Origin of the sequence: Tannerella sp. (assembly GCF_052170195.1) — a bacterium.
Lineage (GTDB): Bacteria > Bacteroidota > Bacteroidia > Bacteroidales > Tannerellaceae > Tannerella.
Genome location: NZ_JBQNAZ010000021.1, coordinates 1 through 17005 on the forward strand (window position 1 = coordinate 1; position 17005 = coordinate 17005).

Annotated in this window: 11 protein-coding genes and 1 riboswitch; of the genes, 4 read left to right on the plus strand and 7 right to left on the minus strand. The window is 48.6% G+C overall.

What is annotated here, in order from left to right:
• Positions 1 to 309 precede the first annotated feature (309 nt).
• From ACTTKA_RS07190 to ACTTKA_RS07220, 7 genes are all read right to left on the minus strand, one after another.
• Positions 310 to 1416 carry an Mrp/NBP35 family ATP-binding protein gene (locus ACTTKA_RS07190; protein ID WP_442724502.1) on the minus strand — a complete coding sequence of 369 codons (1107 nt, stop codon included), beginning with the start codon at positions 1414 to 1416 and terminating at the stop codon, positions 310 to 312.
• 10 nt (positions 1417 to 1426) lie between these two features.
• Entirely contained in the window at positions 1427 to 2188 is a 762-nt protein-coding gene (gene trmB / locus ACTTKA_RS07195; protein WP_014226116.1) for a tRNA (guanosine(46)-N7)-methyltransferase TrmB, read from the minus strand.
• A 150-nt stretch (positions 2189 to 2338) separates the two neighbouring features.
• Complete coding sequence (locus ACTTKA_RS07200) at positions 2339 to 2674, minus strand: YegP family protein (protein WP_442713786.1); 336 nt, start codon at positions 2672 to 2674, stop codon at positions 2339 to 2341.
• A gap of 132 nt (positions 2675 to 2806) precedes the next feature.
• Positions 2807 to 3412: an RNA polymerase sigma-70 factor gene (locus ACTTKA_RS07205; protein ID WP_442724503.1), complete on the minus strand. Its 606-nt coding sequence runs from the start codon at positions 3410 to 3412 to the stop codon at positions 2807 to 2809.
• A 130-nt stretch (positions 3413 to 3542) separates the two neighbouring features.
• The gene (locus ACTTKA_RS07210; RefSeq protein WP_442724504.1) at positions 3543 to 4706 is read right to left on the minus strand and encodes a sensor histidine kinase; all 1164 of its coding nucleotides are present in this window, start codon (positions 4704 to 4706) and stop codon (positions 3543 to 3545) included.
• Positions 4707 to 4804: 98 nt separating this feature from the next.
• Positions 4805 to 6922, minus strand: coding sequence for a M3 family metallopeptidase (locus ACTTKA_RS07215; RefSeq protein WP_442724505.1), 2118 nt, complete (start codon positions 6920 to 6922; stop codon positions 4805 to 4807).
• Between the two features lie 24 nt (positions 6923 to 6946).
• Positions 6947 to 7150 carry a hypothetical protein gene (locus tag ACTTKA_RS07220; protein ID WP_442724506.1) on the minus strand — a complete coding sequence of 68 codons (204 nt, stop codon included), beginning with the start codon at positions 7148 to 7150 and terminating at the stop codon, positions 6947 to 6949.
• Positions 7151 to 8761: 1611 nt separating this feature from the next.
• Between ACTTKA_RS07220 and ACTTKA_RS07225 the strand changes: the two genes are divergently transcribed.
• From ACTTKA_RS07225 to ACTTKA_RS07240, 4 genes are all read left to right on the plus strand, one after another.
• Complete coding sequence (locus ACTTKA_RS07225) at positions 8762 to 11791, plus strand: SusC/RagA family TonB-linked outer membrane protein (RefSeq protein ID WP_442724507.1); 3030 nt, start codon at positions 8762 to 8764, stop codon at positions 11789 to 11791.
• Between the two features lie 22 nt (positions 11792 to 11813).
• Positions 11814 to 13448: a RagB/SusD family nutrient uptake outer membrane protein gene (locus ACTTKA_RS07230; protein ID WP_442724508.1), complete on the plus strand. Its 1635-nt coding sequence runs from the start codon at positions 11814 to 11816 to the stop codon at positions 13446 to 13448.
• A 77-nt stretch (positions 13449 to 13525) separates the two neighbouring features.
• Positions 13526 to 14995: a DUF6057 family protein gene (locus tag ACTTKA_RS07235; protein ID WP_442724509.1), complete on the plus strand. Its 1470-nt coding sequence runs from the start codon at positions 13526 to 13528 to the stop codon at positions 14993 to 14995.
• Between the two features lie 24 nt (positions 14996 to 15019).
• Positions 15020 to 16480 (plus strand): TolB family protein, encoded by a 1461-nt coding sequence (locus tag ACTTKA_RS07240; protein ID WP_442724510.1) that lies wholly within the window; start codon positions 15020 to 15022, stop codon positions 16478 to 16480.
• Between the two features lie 389 nt (positions 16481 to 16869).
• Positions 16870 to 16965: riboswitch (TPP riboswitch) on the plus strand.
• The last annotated feature ends 40 nt before the right edge of the window (positions 16966 to 17005 follow it).

Here is a 17005-nt window from a genome sequence, read left to right on the forward strand (position 1 = left end):
AGCCCTCCCAACGGGGATATTGCTTTTTCCCCAACGCTTCGCTTCCGCTCCGCATTGAGCTGAATTATCTCGCCCTTTCAGGGCTGTTTTTCAATGGTTAATTGTCAATGATTAGTGGTTATTTGCCGGGTACATGATTCGGCGTGTACCACGCATAACCATTAACCATTGTCCGAAAGGGCTGAAAGCCCGAATTATTTCAGCCCCATCCCGCAAGGGTGGGGTATCGACATCCGGACCTTGTTCGGAGGACTGAAGGCCTGAATTAAATTCATTCTTATTTCTTCTATCGCGTAATCTGGGTTTATTTTACGATTGGATGATGACCCGCTGAGTCGGTGCCAAATGTTTATGACGATATTCGATCCGTTCTACGACGTTTGTGGCCAGTTGACGGAAAGCGGCCCCCGTGATCGTATCGGGGGCCAAGGCGGCCGGTGCGCCGGCATCTCCGCTTTCGCAGATGCTTTGCACAAGGGGAATCTGTCCGAGTAGCGGTACGTTCAGTTCTTCGGCCAGCTGTTTGCATCCTTCTTTTCCGAAGATGTAATATCGGTTTTCCGGCAGTTCGGCCGGGGTAAACCATGCCATATTCTCAATAAGACCTAATACGGGAACATTCACCTTTTCGCCCAGAAACATGCTGATTCCTTTGCGTGCGTCGGCCAGAGCGACTTGCTGAGGGGTGCTCACAACGACGGCGCCTGTAATGGCGAGTGTTTGCACGAGTGTCAGGTGAATATCGCTTGTGCCCGGCGGGAGGTCGATCAGCAGATAATCGAGTGCTCCCCAGTTGGCGTCGGCAATCAGTTGTTTGAGCGCATTACAGGCCATGGCGCCACGCCACAGTACGGCGTTATTACGGTCGACGAAGAAACCGATGGAGAGCAGTTTTACACCGTAATTCTCGGCCGGGCATATCAGATCGCGCCCTCCTACCTTTTCAAGTACCGGGCGGGCATCTTCGACGTTAAACATCTTGGGTTGTGATGGTCCGAAAATATCGGCATCCAGCAGTCCAACGCTGTATCCTTCGGCGGCCAGCGCTACTGCGAGATTGGCCGAGACGGTGCTTTTGCCTACTCCGCCTTTTCCGGAGGCCACGGCGATGATATTTTTTACATCGGGAAGCAGCTTGTCAGGCTCCGGACGTTTTTCCTGCAGGGCTTTAACGGAGATATTTCCTTTAATGTCGATCTCGGGAGAGATGTAGGTGAGAATCGATGTTTCGGCCGCTTTTACAACGGATTGAATAAACGGATCGTTCGGTTTCTCAAAGATGAGTGTAAACGATACTTTGGAGCCTTCGATGCGTATGTTGTCTTCGACCATTCCGGCTTCGACCAAGTTCTTGCCGGTGCCCGGGTAGCGCACCTTTTCGAGCGCTTCCAGAATTAATTTCGGATAAAGTGTCATATAGGTTGTTTTATTTATACGTTTGTGAGCCTCCGCGCCGGCTTCTGTTGTAGCTGCGGTAGGCGTCGGGTTCAATGTCTACGTCAGGTTCGATCCACGTTTCGCGCGGTTGGCAGACGAAGCGGAGATATTTGATATTCAACCCCCGTTCAATCCACTGTTGTTCGTAATATGTCCGGATGGACAGGATATCGTCGGCAGCGCCCGAATGATAGAGATCGTCCGTGCATGCCTGGACAGGTAAGTCATTAGACTTTATCATCTCAGTCGTGTAGGTGAACATAAAATGACTGTCCGTCTTGAGATGAATGAGGCCGTCCGTACGAAGTATTTCACTGTACATACGCATGAAACGCGTGCTTGTAAGCCGTTTGTTCACTTTCTTCATCTGTGGGTCGGGGAAGGTGAGCCACAGCTCGGCGACTTCGCCGGGGGTGAAGAAATGACTGATCCGTTCGATCTCGGTGCGCAAAAAGGCAACATTCTTCATTTCGGTATCGAAAGCTTCCTTGGCACCAGCCCACATGCGTGCGCCTTTGATATCGATTCCGATAAAGTTTTTATCGGGGAAAAGGCGTCCCAGTCCAACCGTGTACTCGCCGCGTCCGCACCCAAGTTCGAGAACGATGGGGCGTTCGTTTTTAAATACTTCCGCGTGCCAATGGCCTTTCAGCGGACAGCCTCCCTGGGCCTGCAACACTGCATACGGATACTGAAAGACGTTCGGTAACGCTTCCATCTCCGCAAACTTTTGTAATTTGTTTTTTCCCATGAGGCACAAAGATACGGAAAAATATCGGATGTGTTTGGGAGGGGGAAATTTCCCCCTCCTGTCTCGTTGGTTATTCCAGCCATCAATGCCCTAAATGCCCCATGTTACGTAATAAAAAGCTCGATTGTAAGAGGTGTTGGTTATGAATAGTTACGCTAATGTTTGGTCATCGATAGCTGCATCGGGAGCGTTCTTTTGTACCGATTTGATACCGTTATCACAAGAGACTTCACTTTCGTACATTTGACTACTGCCAATGACTTGTCCGTTCGTAGCTTTCAGGTTAAAATAAAATTTACCATTTTTTGCGATGTTCTTCTCAAAACGACTCTCCGTCGGTGCATTTTTCTTTACCGACTCTATTCCGTTCATGCATGCAGCTTTAGTTGTGTAACCTTCACTCGATAAAATCACCTGTCCGTTTGTAGCTTTCAGATTAAACTGAAACTCACCGTTCTTTCGGGTTGAAATTACAAATTTTCCCATTGTCTTTATTTTATTTTTATGATAAATATTTTTGTCATTGTTTAAACAAGCAAACGATTATAATTGTTCAATCCTGAAAGAAAATGATTACATGAGGCCATTTCTGACTTTTCTCGTCTTAAAAAGTCATATTTATCCCGGTAGGAGATTCCTCATTGCATTAATATGCACACACAGCAGGAGTAGCAGCGGGTAGTAATCTTTCAGCTCATGCCGCAAGGTTTTCAGGGCTTTGCTCATGCGGGCTTCGATGGTTTTCGGGGAGAGTTCGAGCCGAGTGGCGATTTCACGATACGTCAGTCCGTTGAAACGGTTCATCTCAAATACTTCCCTGACATCGCTCGACAATTTCTCTAACGCTTGACGGAGACGGGTCTCAAGTTCGCCCAACGTGTAGAAGTCTTCGGGCGACATGGATGCATGGGGCTGCTCAACCTGGTCGGGGGTATATCTGGTTGTAACCGATTCTTTGCGCAGGTAATCCGTACAACTGTTGCGGACGCTGGTAAGCAGGAAATTGCGAAAAGAAAGCCGGATATCGATGGTCTTCCGATTTTTCCAGACTTTCAGAAATGTTTCCTGCACGATGTCTTCCGAGGCCTCCGGATCATTTACGTAACGTTGCGCAAAGACGCACAGAGCGGGATAAAATTCAAAAAACAATTCCTTGAAAGCCTCGCGACTGTCATGAACAGCTATTTTTCTGAATAGATTTTCGATGTATGCATCGTCTTTCATGTTATTTGTTTTTCTTCGATATGCTACGGATGATTCACCGCAAATGTATAACATATCGGGCATATCTGCAAACCATGCAGGCTACTTTTATGCGGGTTTGCTACGCAATGTGATTGAAAGAGTGTCTTTTTTACTTCGAATGTGAGCGTAGGCGCATCTCGATACGGAAGGTTGTGCCTTTACCGATCTCGGAGGATTTTACATAAATTTCGCTGCCTGGTGTCGTCTCCACGATGCGGCGGACGAGTGATAAGCCTAATCCCCAGCCGCGTTTTTTGGTCGTATAGCCGGGGTTAAAGATGGTCTGAAAGCGCGATTTCGGGATGCCTTTGCCCGTGTCGGTCACATCGATCCAGACGCGTTGCTTGCGGCTGCCTGTGCGGAATGTGATCGTTCCTTGTCCTTCCATGGCATCGACAGCGTTTTTCATCAGGTTTTCAATCACCCATGAAAAGAGCGACTCGTTCATCATCACGAACAAGGGCTGGTCGGACAGTTCGGTTTCGATGTGTACTTTCGACGAGATACGTGTGCTCATGTAGTCACAGGCCGAGCGGATGGCCTCGTTCACGTTGAGTGGTTTCAGCGCCGGATCGGAGCCTATTTTGGAAAAGCGGTCGGCAATCACTTCGAGTCGTTTTACATCTTTTTCCATTTCGTGCAGGTAGGTGTCGTCTACTTCTTTTGTTTTGAGGTATTCGATCCATGCAATCAGGGATGATATGGGGGTGCCGAGCTGGTGTGCCGTTTCTTTCGAGAGGCCGACCCATACTTTGTTCTGTTCGGCTTTTTTTGTGCTCGCTAATGCCAGAAACGCAATGAGGATAAAGATAAAGACGACCGAAAGCTGTACATAAGGATACATCAGGAGGCGTTTGAGGAGGATGGAATCGTCGTAATAGAGGTATTGGTATGAGTTGGGACCGATCTCGACAGGGATGGGGGGATTCTTCGATTGAAATTCGGTGACTTTTCGTTTAAGAAAAGCGTCTTCGTCGCTGCCGCGCACATCGATGTTACGGTGGCTGAGAATATTTCCGGCATCGTCGCACAGGATGACGGGGATGGAGGTGTTGCCTTCGATGATGCGCAGGACGACCATCAGGTTTTGATCCGTGTTTTCGGTTGTCAGTACACGGTAGGCTTCCGTCCATATTTCCATTCGTACGCGCTCTTCGTGTGCCAGTTTCCGGATTAGCATGTCGGAAACCACGACCGACGCGATGGCAATCAGTACGGCTCCGATAATAAAGGCATATTTCAGATTCCGGCGCGACTCATATAAATTATTCATAGCTTATCGTCTTGTATCATTACGTTAGTAAACGATGACGGATATGAAATATTATACGTGTCGCGCCGGAATAGAGGAACGGTGTTTTTTTACCCGTTTTATTTGAGCCCTCTGTTTTTCAGCAACGGGGTAGTCGTCGCCTCTTTACCGCGGAAGTTCATGTACATCACGTCAGCATCGTCGATACCGCCGGGGGTGAGGATATATTGGCGGAACTTATCGGCCGTTGTACGGTCGAAGATATCGCCTGTTTTCTTAAATGCTTCGAAGGCGTCGGCATCGAGCACCTCCGCCCAGATGTAGCTGTAATAGCCGGCGGTATATCCACCTCCCATCGTATGATTGAAGTAGGTGCTGCGATATCGGGGTGGGATTTGGGCAAGAGCTTTGCGACGCGTCATCGCTTCGTTTTCGAATTTCAGCACATCGAACCCGTCGGGGATTTCCTGCAAGACGTGGTAATCCATATCGAGGTACGAGGCCTGCGTATATTCGGCTGTGATGAATCCCTGTCCATACTTGCTGCTCTTATCCAGCTTGTCGATGAGTTCCTGTGGTATGTCTTCGCCCGTTTGGTAATGTTTGGCGTAGACTTTCAGGACTTCGGGCTCGAGCACCCAATGTTCCATCACCTGCGAGGGCAGCTCCACAAAGTCGCGGGGTACGCCGGAGATGCCGTAGTAGTGAACATCCCGGAAGAGTCCGTGAAGGGCATGTCCGAACTCGTGGAACATGGTCGTCGCTTCGTCAACGCTCAACAATGCGGGCTGACCGGCTGCAGGTTTCGTGAAGTTGCACACGATCGTTACGACGGGAGCTACGCGCTGTCCGTCCTTATACGTTTGCGGGCGATAGGAGCCGCACCATGCTCCGCCCCGTTTGCTGGGACGGGGGAAGAAGTCGAGGTAAAGTATGCCCAAATGCGTGCCATCGGCATCTTTACATTCGAAAGCCGTCGCTTCGGGATGCGGTCTGGGAATGTCTTTAATCTCGGTGAAAGAGATGCCGTAGAGCCGGTTAGCGACATAGAACATGCCGTCGCGTACTTTTTCGAGTTGCAGGTAGGGACGCACAGCATTTTCGTCGAGGTCGAATTTACTCTTTACTACCTTTTCATTATAGTAACGCCAGTCCCAGCCTTGCAGCGGCTCGTCGAGACCGTCCTGTTTCATGGCGGCCTGCAGGTCGGACAACTCGCTCTGGGCTTTCAGGAGCGCCGGTGTCCAAACTTCGTCGAGCAGCTTATACACGTTGGCTTCGGTTTTGGCCATACGGTCGTCGAGCACAAAAGCCGCATACGTCGGATAGCCCATCAGGCGGGCTTTTTCGAGGCGCAGGCGAACGAGTTTATTCACCACCTCCTTGTTGTCCGTCTCGTTATTGCGGTTGCCGCGGCTGATGTAAGCGTTGAATATCTTTTCACGCAGTTCGCGACGATCGGAGTACTGAAGGAAAGGCATTACGCTGGGGTTGTGGAGCGTAAAGATCCATTTTCCTTCTTGTCCGGCGTTCTTTGCTTCTTCGGCAGCCGAGGCGATGAGACTTTCGGGCAGTCCGGAAAGGTCTTCCTGCTTGTCGATCACGAGCTGGAAGTCGTTCGTTTCCTTGAGCAGATTCTGTCCGAAGGTGAGTTGCAGCAGCGAGATTTCGCTGTTCAGTTCGCGCAGACGCTCCTGCTTGTCGGACGGCAGGTTGGCGCCACTGCGTACAAAGCCTTTATAAACTTCTTCGAGCAATTTGGCCTGTTCTTTGTTGAGTCCCAACTCGGCTTTACGATCATACACAGCCTTTACGCGTGCAAAGAGCTGCGGATTCAGGTTGATATCGTCGTTATGTTTCGATAACATCGGCGAGAGTTCACGGCTGAGCGCTTGCATCTCGTCGGAGGTATTGGCGCTGTTTAATCCGTAAAACACGAGGCTTACCTTGCTCAATAGCCGTCCTGCCTGATCGAGGGCTACGATGGTGTTCTCGAAATCGGCCGCTGTACTGTCTCCCGCAATGGCTTCGATTTCGTGCTGATGTTCTTCCATTGCCCGGAGGAAGGCGGGTTTGTAATGTTCCATTTTAATTTCCTCGAAAGGAGGCACCTGAAAAGGTGTGGTATATTCCGCAAAGAAAGGATTTTCCTGCGTCTGCGCCGGAGTATCGGCAGATTTTTGCTTACATGCGCCGACGATTGCTGCCATTCCCATTAAGATAACTGTTTTTTTCATTGTTAAGTTCTGTTTATACTGTGATTATTTATAATGCTTATTTCGGTCGCATGAGAGATACAGGTGATAGCCTTCTTCTCCCTGCAAGGATTCTTCGATAAAGGCGCGTACGTATTGCGTGCCGTCGGCCGTCATGCTTAAACGTATGCTTTCGAGCGATTCGAAATCGTCTTGCACCATAGCCTGACCGCAAACAAACACACACATTAATAAAATCCACTTCTTCATGTCTTTCTGTAATTTAAACTCTTATTTCATGACAACGGGCACAAATATATAAAACTTTCGTCTTGTGAACAAAAGCGAATGAATCTCTTCCTTTTCCCCCGCGAGATTCCGAACGCAGTGAGGAATGACAAAGGTGGGCGTTCGTAATTCGTAATTCCTCTTACTTTTGTCATTCAGAGCGTAAGCGAAGAATCTCTTTTCCGTTACTTTTGGCTTGACCCAAAAGTAACCAAAAGGTCAAGGCTTCGTGCGCTTCACACGACTTCGCGACGCTCGCAGGTCGGAAAATCAGGTAACTCGCTTCGCTTCGGACAGCCTGATTTTCTTTCGCCCTGCTCGCTGCTCCGTCGGCTCACCGCCGGAAATCAATTGTCAATGGTTAATTGTCAATTGTTATACCGGGTACATAATCTATATTCCTTCAGGCTTTTAGCCCTCCGCCGAGGGGGGCGCCTGTGTTCCCCAACGCTTCGCTGCGCTACGCATTGGGCTGAATTAACGCGCCCTTTCAGGGCTGTTTTCCAATTGTTAGTTGTCAATGGTTATTTTCCAGGTACATGATTCGGCGTGTACCACGCATAACAATTAACAATTGACCATTAACAATTAATTTCATGATTCGGCGTGTACCACGCATAACAATTAACAATTGACCATTAACAATTACTTTTGTCATTCAGAGCGAAGCGAAGAATCTCTTCCCTCTTCCCCGCGGGATTCCTCACTGTGTTCGGAATGACAAAGGGGGGCGTTCGGAATGACAAAGGGGGAAGGGCATTCCTGCCATTTTGTCGTTTTTTACTTCAAGCTCGCGCTTTTTTCAGAGACGCTTCTCTGATTTTCATTCAACGTTGTCTGGTTTTCATTCAACGTCGTCTGATTTTCATCCGACGTTGTCTGCTTTTCAAACGGCCGTGTCTGATTTCGGTGCAAAGCCCGAGTAAAAAAGGTCGCGGCCTTCCGTTTCTTATCCTTCGTTGTCGGCGGACGGAGTGTCGGCGGGCTTTTCGGTGCGGCGGATGAAGCGTTTACGCATCTCGTCGACGTGCGCTTTGACGGCGGCGTCCTTTCGTTCCGCGCCTTTGAGTCAGGTATAGACCTCGTCGGCGCGGAGCAGGGCATCGTTATTCGTAAATTGGGCTCAATTGAATCGGAAACATGTTATATAACATATATAGTTGTTGTTTTATTGCAAAAAAACGAATACTTTTGCGGGCTCTAAAAAAAACAGCTTGAAGATAAAAAAGTGAGCCATACAAAGTCAGATAATAAGATGTCGATAAGTAGAAATAAGAACACTTTTCGAGGCTTTTGCACTCTATACGAGAGTATAGTGGAGATGTTTTTACCAATATTTACAAATATTAACGGGGGGGGGGTACCCTTATTTAATTATTCTGCCGAGTTTTCAACCGGCTTTTCTCCCGTTTTTTCCGAAACCAAATTTATTCTTTCCCGATATTGCAGGCGGTATTTCTTTGTACGGCCCGATACCGGTATGCTTCCTTTTGTATCCGAAAGGAGACGATACTTCTATGCCCTGAACGCAAAGACTGTAGATGAGATGAACGAATGGAACAATAAACATAATATTATTAAAAACAATTAAGAATGAAACGTAAACATTCAATCTGTAAATGGAAAGGAATACTGTTTGCCCTGCTGTGGACAGTATCGTTGGGAACGTTTGCTCAGACTGTTACCGTACGCGGTACGGTCGTGGACGATACGGGTTTGACCGTCATCGGAGCATCCGTTGTGGTAGAGAGTAACCGCACGATCGGTACGATTACCGATATTGACGGGAAGTATGTATTGGAGAATGTGCCATCCGAAGGCAAACTTACCTTCAGCTATATGGGGATGCAAACCCAAACGGTGACGGTGGCCGGACGGACAACGATCGACGTGACGATGAAATCTGACGACAAGGTGCTGGACGAAGTCGTAGTCGTAGGTTACGGTGTACAGAAGAAGGCGAACTTAACGGGTTCCGTTGCCTCGCTTCAGGCCGAGGCGCTTGAAGCGCGTCCGGTGGCGAGCGTTTCCGCCGCAATGGCCGGAACGATGCCGGGAGTAACGACGATCCAGAACTCCGGTGCGCCGGGCGCCCAGACGGGAACGATCACCATCCGCGGTAAGAACTCGATCAATGCTGCCAGTCCGTTGGTAATTGTCGACGGAGTACCGGGAAGCATGAACTCGATCGACCCGCAAGACATCGAGTCGATTTCTGTTTTGAAGGATGCCGCTTCGTCGGCTATTTACGGTGTGCAGGCCGCCAATGGGGTTATCTTGATCACCACCAAGAAGGGCAAAGCAGGACAGAGCGCCCGTGTCAATTATTCCGGATTAGTGTCGTGGGCAAGCCCTACCGCCCGACTCAATTTCCTCGGAGCAGCCGATTTTGCCATGTTGTATAACGAAGCTACGCGTAACGAAAATCCGAATGCTCCGCTGCCGTTCTCGGACAAAGATATCCAGAAATTTCGCGATGGCTCCGACCCGATCGGACATCCCGACACGGATTGGTACAATGCGGTAATGAAAAAGAGAGCGCTCGAAACGCAACACAATGTATCGATCAGCGGTGGATCGGAAAGTACGACGTATATGGCTTCGTTGGCTTATCTTTTTCAGGACGGATTGTCGCAGGAAAAAAGCTATGACCGGTATAACGGCCGTATCAATCTCGACTCGAGAATCAACAAGTGGGTAAGTGTCGGCTTGAATGCTTCTGCTTATCGCGGAACGGATCAGGACGAATTTGAAGGATTTGCATCGTTGTTACAATATGTAAACCGTATACCTCCCACATTCGGCATTTATGATAAAGACGGAAACTTTAAATACGATGGTTTGAACAACCCTGTTGCCCATCAGGGACGCACGGGACTTTACCGCAATATTGATCAGCAAATCCATGCGACAGCTTCCCTCACCTTGACTCCGATTGAAGGATTGAGCATCAAAGGGGTTTACTCGTTACGCCACGATGCCCGTGATCAGCGTAAGTTCAAAAAGCATTTGGAATATGGTAAGTTTAATTCCGGTAAGCGCGAAGGATATCATAATTATTATAACTGGAACTGGTACACATCGCAGTTGCTGGTTAATTACAATAAAACATTCGACAAGCATACGATCGGTCTTTTGGCGGGTGCCGAACAGGTGGAATATACGTATCGATACACCGAAACGAGTCGTACCGGCGGTGGAAGCGATGATCTTCCCGAATCGCTCAATACGCTCGATGCCTCATCGCAAAAAAACCTTGACGGCGGACATGAAACGGCGCGTCTTTCATACTTCGGACGTATTCAGTATGATTACGAGAACAAATACCTGTTCGAGGCCAACATGCGTGCCGACGCTTCGTCGCGTTTCCCGAAAGATAATCGCTGGGGATTCTTCCCGGCTTTCTCGGCCGGATGGAGACTCTCGGAAGAAGCATTTATCAAAGATCGCTTCGACTGGCTCAGCAATTTTAAGTTGCGTCTGGGGTGGGGGAGAACCGGTAATGAAGAGTTGAAAAGCGATGATATTTATCCGGCCGTTCCGACGTATGCCTACAATGCTAAAAATCGCTTGACGATGTTCGGCAATACGCTTTACTCGACGGTGCATGAATCACGCTACGTGAATTCAAACTTGAAATGGGCGACCGTGACCAACTATGAATTGGGTCTTGAAGCTGCATTCCTGAACAACATGGTCGGCTTTGAACTGTCTCTTTACAAAAAACGTACAAACGATATGTTGCTTTACCTCCCTGTTCAGGGCGTGATCGGGATGAATCCTCCGGCGCAGAATGCCGGAAATGTGGAGAATACCGGATTTGACTTGAGTGTCTTCTACAACAACCGTATCAATAAAGATTTCAGATATAGCGTCAACTTCAATGTGGCATACGTAAAGAACGAAATCACGAACATGTTCGGTACCGAGGGGAAAGATCCGGATAACGAAAAGATCTGGCGTTTGGAAGGGCATCCCATCGGTTCGTTCTACGGATTCGTGGCCGACGGCTATTTCAATACCGAAGAAGAGCTGAAGAACCATCCCAAGCGTTTGGGAAGTGAAAAGCTGGGTGACATTAAATACAAAGACGTGAATAAAGACGGAAAAATCACTGCCGGTGATGACCGTAGTGTAATCGGTAAAAACTTTCCGAGCTGGACCGGCGGATTAAACGTGGGTCTCTATTATAAAGATTTTGACTTCTCGATGCTTTGGCAAGGCGCTTTCGACGTCGATGCGTATTATACGATGGAAGCAGCATATTCTTTTTTCAACAGTGGAAAAGTACTCAAAAGACATCTTGACCGCTGGACGCCGGAGAATCATAACGCTTCGTATCCGCGTATCACCAGAAACTCACAGACGAACTATGCTGTTTCGTCGTTCTGGCTTCAAGATGCTTCGTATGTCCGTCTGAAAAATATTTCGTTTGGTTATACCCTTCCAAAGCAATTGCTTGGCAAAGCAGGTATCGACCGGTTGAAGGTCTTTGTTTCGGGTGAGAATTTATTGACTTTCTCCGGACTTGACGGATTAGATCCCGAATCGCCTTCGGATACGCGAGGAGCTTTTTATTCGAACGTGAAGAAAGTTTCACTGGGACTGAAAATGACATTCTAAATTTTTTAAAATAAAAAGAACAATGAAAATAACACATCTATATATTGCTGTTGCGATAGCCGCGTTGGGAACGACTTCCTGTGTCGATCTGGATCGTTATCCCCTTGAAGAGCTATCGGATAAAAGCTTTTGGAGATCGCCTGACGATGCGGAAAAAGCAGTCTCAAACCTGTATACTTCACTCCCTTACTGGGACGTGGACGGTGCGATTAATTCGGACGATGCGGTGCACGGTATCAAATGGGCGGCCGGAAATATTTCGAAAGGAGTGTACGACCCACAGGATTTCGGATGGAAAGGGAACTACGCAGCGATCCGTAAAGCGAATATCGTGCTCAGTAAGGTCGATCTTATTCCCAACTATGACGGCGAAAAGAAGAATCGCGTGCTTGGTCAGGCTTATTTCTTCCGCGCATTCCAGTATTTCGATCTGATACGCAGCTACGGCGATGTTCCTTACGTCGACAAGCCGTTATCGTTAAGTGATCAGGAAGGCATCGTGCGTACTCCCCGTGAGGAGGTATACGGAAAGGTGATGCAAGATTTCGATAAAGCCATCGAATATTTGCCTAAGTCTTGGAGTGCATCGGAATATGGTCGCGTAACCAAAGGGGCTGCGTTGGCCATGAAGGCACGGGCGGCCTTATACTATGGGAAATGGGATGTGGCTGCCGAAAGCGCGAAGAAAGTGATGGACTTGAACGAATATAATTTATATGATGAGCAGAATACCGGCAAGTATCAGGAACTCTTTTGGGAGAAGGCCGACGGATGCAAGGAATTTATTCTGGTTAAACAATTCAAGGAAGCCGAAAATTCGTGGTATCTAATCGGTTGGGAAGCTTTCCCGACGAAAGGATGGGGTGGTATTAACCCTACACAGAGCTTAGTCGATGCTTTTGAAGATATCGAGGGTGCTCCGATTGCCAAGTCGACGCTTTACGATCCGAAAAAGCCTTTTGAGAATCGCGACCCGCGTCTGGAAGTGAATGTGTTGCACCACGGAGAGACCCTGTACGGGGTGACCATCAACGTGGCTCCGTTGAAATCGGCTGCTCCGACCGGAATCGGTCAGCATGGCGATGCCACGGCTACCGGTTACTATCAGCAGAAATGGCTCGATCCGTCCATCGATCCTTCGTCAAAAGGCTGGGATATGGGTAAAGATGCCGTGGTGATACGTTATGCCGAGGTGTTGCTCACGTATGCCGAGGCTAAGAATGAGTTGTCACCGCTCGATGATGAGGCGTTCAAGGCTGTGAATGCCGTGCGCAAACGTGTCGGTATGCCCGAGCTGCAAAAGACGGATGCAAGCAAACCGACGTATTGCGGGACACAGGACGATCTGCGTCAGCGTATCCGTAACGAGTGGCGCGTGGAGTTTGCACTCGAAGGGGGCAAACGTCAGTGGGATATTCGTCGCTGGGGTATTGCCAAAAAAGTGCTCAATGAACCGTTCCTCGGGCTGAAATACAAGCTGGTCGATTCGCCCGATGCGAAAGAAGGAGACGGAGGAAAGATTTGCATTCTCTACGAAGGAGAGAATGTGAAGTTGACCGGTAGTAAGTACGAAGATCATAATTACGTCTATCCCATTCCGCAGGAGGAGCGTGATTTGAATCCGGCCCTGACACAGAATCAGGGTTATCCGAATTAATGCCGCCTAAGCGGTATAAAAAGGCTGTCCTGCAATTCTTTTTGCAGGGCAGCCTTATTCACTTTTTTTACCATACAATGAAATATTTGAAATACGTTCTGTTCAGCCTGCTTTTCCTCGTTTATTTTACGGTTTATCGGGGAGCCTTGTCGCACGTAATTACGTATCAAGAGCAGCATCATCTGTTTCTTTACTCCACTTCGTACCGGCGACAGATATTCGCCTCCGAAGGCTGGCTGGAATACGTCACGAATTTTGTGATTCAATTCTTTTACAATCCCACGGCGGGAAGTGTCATATTGGCTTTGATACTTGCTTCCGTTTATTTTTTAACAGACCGTATCATCCGAATATTCATCGAAGGGGAAGATTTGTTGCAACCGGCCGTTGTCCCTTCGCTTTGCCTTTTCTTTTATACTATGTCTGTCGATCATTCCCTCAAAACGGTCGTGGGGGTATTCCTGCTTTTGTTACTGATCAATCTGCTGCTGCTATTTGTAAGACCGCAACGAAAAATCGTCCGTTGGCCGCATCCGACCGGCCGTTATGGACGCATTTGGCTGACCGTGATTCTCCTAACCGTATACGCGGCAGGTGGCTATGTGTTCTTTTTGAAATCGTATTCCGTAGGCGAGCGTATCATGCTTAAGGCCGAGCAGGCAGCCAAGGCCGAAGATTGGAACAAAGTATTGGAATATACCGAAAATTACCTTAACCGCGGGAGAAGCAATCACCTGATCGCTTATTTTCACAATCTGGCATTATATCATACCGGTTCATTGCCTTATCGCTTATTTGACTATCCGCAGACATTGGGGGTGAAGAGCCTGTATTTTCCGTGGGACGGAAACAGTCGTGAGAGCGAATACGGATACTTGCTTTATGAAAAATTGGGCTACCTTAACGAGGCGCATCGCTGGGAGTTCGAGGCGATGGTCGTGTGGGGAGAGACGGCGCCGCACCTGCTAAATCTGGCTCGTTATAATCTCTCGAACGGTCGTCCGCGCGTTGCGCAGCGTTTTATCAATCTGCTGAAGCAATCGCTCTTCTATCGTGACGAAGCGCTCCGGCTCGAACAGCTTGCCGGTACGTCCGATACGTCGTTGCCTCGAAATGCGCTGCAAAACGTCGACGATATTCCTGCACGTTTTTCCAATGTGTTGAATCTCGGTCCCGAACTCCAGTATTTGTGCGAAAAAGATACGACCAATCGTATGGCTTTTGAATACCTGATGAGCCATTTGCTGCTGAGTAATCACGTGGAGCGGTTTGCTCAAAATCTCCCGCTTATGCGCCGTTTTGCTTATCCTCGTTTACCGCAGACTTATGAGGAAGCTCTTTATATTTACGAACTTGGCGTAGGCCGGGAGAAGGTGTTTGAGATGACCGGCCTTACCGTCGGTGAAGATACTAAGCGCCGTTTCGATCGTTACTATCGACTGGCACAAGCCGAACAGATGGAGGCCTTACAGGCCGAGTTTGGGAATACGTACTGGTTTTACCTCAATTACATCAGCCCTTACGGACCGAAAGTGATCCGTGATTAAACGACAAATTTAGAAACAATCGATATGAATACTCGATCTCTTGCATACTTTCTGTTGCTGATTGCTTGCGTGCTTGCCGGATGCGTTTCCTATCATGCTCCCGAAGCACATCGTGAAGCACAGCCGAAGATATATCCCGATTATGCCGGCGTTACCTTTCCCATCAATATAGCTCCGCCCAATTTCGTCATCCGTGATACGGCGGAGGCTTATCAGACGGAGATCGGTTGTGCGGAAAACGTGACGATCCTCATTCGTAGTAAAGATCCGACGGTGCATATCCCGGGAAAAAAATGGAAAAGTCTGCTGAAAGAGGCACAGGGCAAGCAGATTTTCTTTCGTATCAGTTTGCTGAAAGAAGAAAAGTGGATACGCTATGCGGATATTATCAACACCGTATCCGAGCATCCGATAGACCCTTTTCTCGTTTATCGTCTTCTGTATCCCGGATATGAATTGTGGAACGAAATGGGAATCTATCAGCGCGATTTGACTTCGTATAAGGAGACTCCGCTGCTGGAAAACCGCGACTTCGGCAAACAATGTGTGAACTGCCATTCGTTCACTCTCAACTCACCTGCGACGATGATGCTGCATATCCGCGGAAAGCAAGGAGGGACGCTGATTCGTCGTAACGGACAGACCGAGAAGGTGAACCTCAAACCGGAAGGGTATAAAAACGGGGCGACGTATCCGGTCTGGCATCCGCAAGGACGTTACATCGCTTTTTCGATGAATGAGATCCAGCAGTTCTTTCACGCTTCGGGCAAGAAACCGATTGAAGTGTCCGACCTCGATGCCGATTTGGTGCTTTACGATACGCAGACCCGAAGGATGTTCACCGACTCACTCGTTTATACGCGGGACTATATGGAGACTTTTCCTGCTTGGTCGCCCGACGGAACAACGCTTTATTTTTGTCGTGCGGCAGCGTATGCTCCCGCAATGCCCCTCGACAGTATCCGGTACGACTTGTATCGCATTCGTTTCGACGAAAAAGAGGAACGCCTGTACGATCTTGAATGCGTCTATCAGGCGTCTGCTTTCGGTCGTTCCGTTTCTTTTCCGCGTGTTTCGCCCGACGGACGATATTTGATGTTTACGCAGTTCGATTACGGGAACTTCTCGATCTGGCATCCTGAAAGCGACTTGTATCTGATGGATTTGCAAAACGGAGCGATACGTGTGCTTGACGAAGTGAACAGCAACGATGTGGACAGTTATCATACGTGGGCCTCGTCGGGCGATTGGTTTGTTTTTAGCAGTAAACGTATGGACGGACTTTGGGCGCGTCCTTATCTGGCTGCATTCGACCGTCGTACCGGACGTGCCGGAAAACCTTTTCTGCTTCCGCAGAAAGATCCGGAGTTTTACGACACGTTTACGTACACGTATAATGTTCCGGAACTGATTAAAGCGCCGGTAGAAAAGAATAAAGACTTTCTGGAGGCGATCGGTCATGCAGCGCTCCGAACGACTCGTTGAGATGGCTGAAAATAGAGAGAAATAGCGCCTTTGTAAGGATGCCTCCGGAAGTCTCCGCGAAACTCGCTAAGCTTTTCGTCGATGCACGGAAGTCTCCGCACGGTTCATTAAGATTTCCGACAACGGACGGAAGTCTCCGCGAAACTCGCTAAGTCTTCCGTCGATGCACGGAAGTCTCCGCACGGTTCATTAAGATTTCCGGCAACGGACGGAAGTTTCCGCGAAACTCGCTAAGTCTTCCGTCGATGCACGGAAGTTTCCGCGCATATTTCTCATTATCTTCGTCTCGTACCGCATTTCGTCCTCAATCGGGTTTTGATGCGTCAGCTCCCGAAAAATCCGGGTTAGATGAACGTCTGATGATAAAAATGATTACCTTTGCCTCCGAATTTATATAACAGGGGTGCCTTACTTTTACAGGCTGAGATCATACCCTTACACCTGATCCGGGTAATGCCGGCGTAGGAAGATGTAGGTTTTTTTGTCTCTTTTTTTCTGTATATTTCGTAGCTCCCCATTTTATTT

Excerpts from the sequence above, each read along its gene's own strand:
- ACTTKA_RS07190 (WP_442724502.1), bottom strand. The coding sequence starts at position 1,416 with ATGACACTTTATCCGAAATTAATTCTGGAAGCGCTCGAAAAGGTGCGC.
- trmB (WP_014226116.1), bottom strand. The coding sequence starts at position 2,188 with ATGGGAAAAAACAAATTACAAAAGTTTGCGGAGATGGAAGCGTTACCG.
- ACTTKA_RS07200 (WP_442713786.1), bottom strand. The coding sequence starts at position 2,674 with ATGGGAAAATTTGTAATTTCAACCCGAAAGAACGGTGAGTTTCAGTTT.
- ACTTKA_RS07205 (WP_442724503.1), bottom strand. The coding sequence starts at position 3,412 with ATGAAAGACGATGCATACATCGAAAATCTATTCAGAAAAATAGCTGTT.
- ACTTKA_RS07210 (WP_442724504.1), bottom strand. The coding sequence starts at position 4,706 with ATGAATAATTTATATGAGTCGCGCCGGAATCTGAAATATGCCTTTATT.
- ACTTKA_RS07215 (WP_442724505.1), bottom strand. The coding sequence starts at position 6,922 with ATGAAAAAAACAGTTATCTTAATGGGAATGGCAGCAATCGTCGGCGCA.
- ACTTKA_RS07220 (WP_442724506.1), bottom strand. The coding sequence starts at position 7,150 with ATGAAGAAGTGGATTTTATTAATGTGTGTGTTTGTTTGCGGTCAGGCT.
- ACTTKA_RS07225 (WP_442724507.1), top strand. The coding sequence starts at position 8,762 with ATGAAACGTAAACATTCAATCTGTAAATGGAAAGGAATACTGTTTGCC.
- ACTTKA_RS07230 (WP_442724508.1), top strand. The coding sequence starts at position 11,814 with ATGAAAATAACACATCTATATATTGCTGTTGCGATAGCCGCGTTGGGA.
- ACTTKA_RS07235 (WP_442724509.1), top strand. The coding sequence starts at position 13,526 with ATGAAATATTTGAAATACGTTCTGTTCAGCCTGCTTTTCCTCGTTTAT.
- ACTTKA_RS07240 (WP_442724510.1), top strand. The coding sequence starts at position 15,020 with ATGAATACTCGATCTCTTGCATACTTTCTGTTGCTGATTGCTTGCGTG.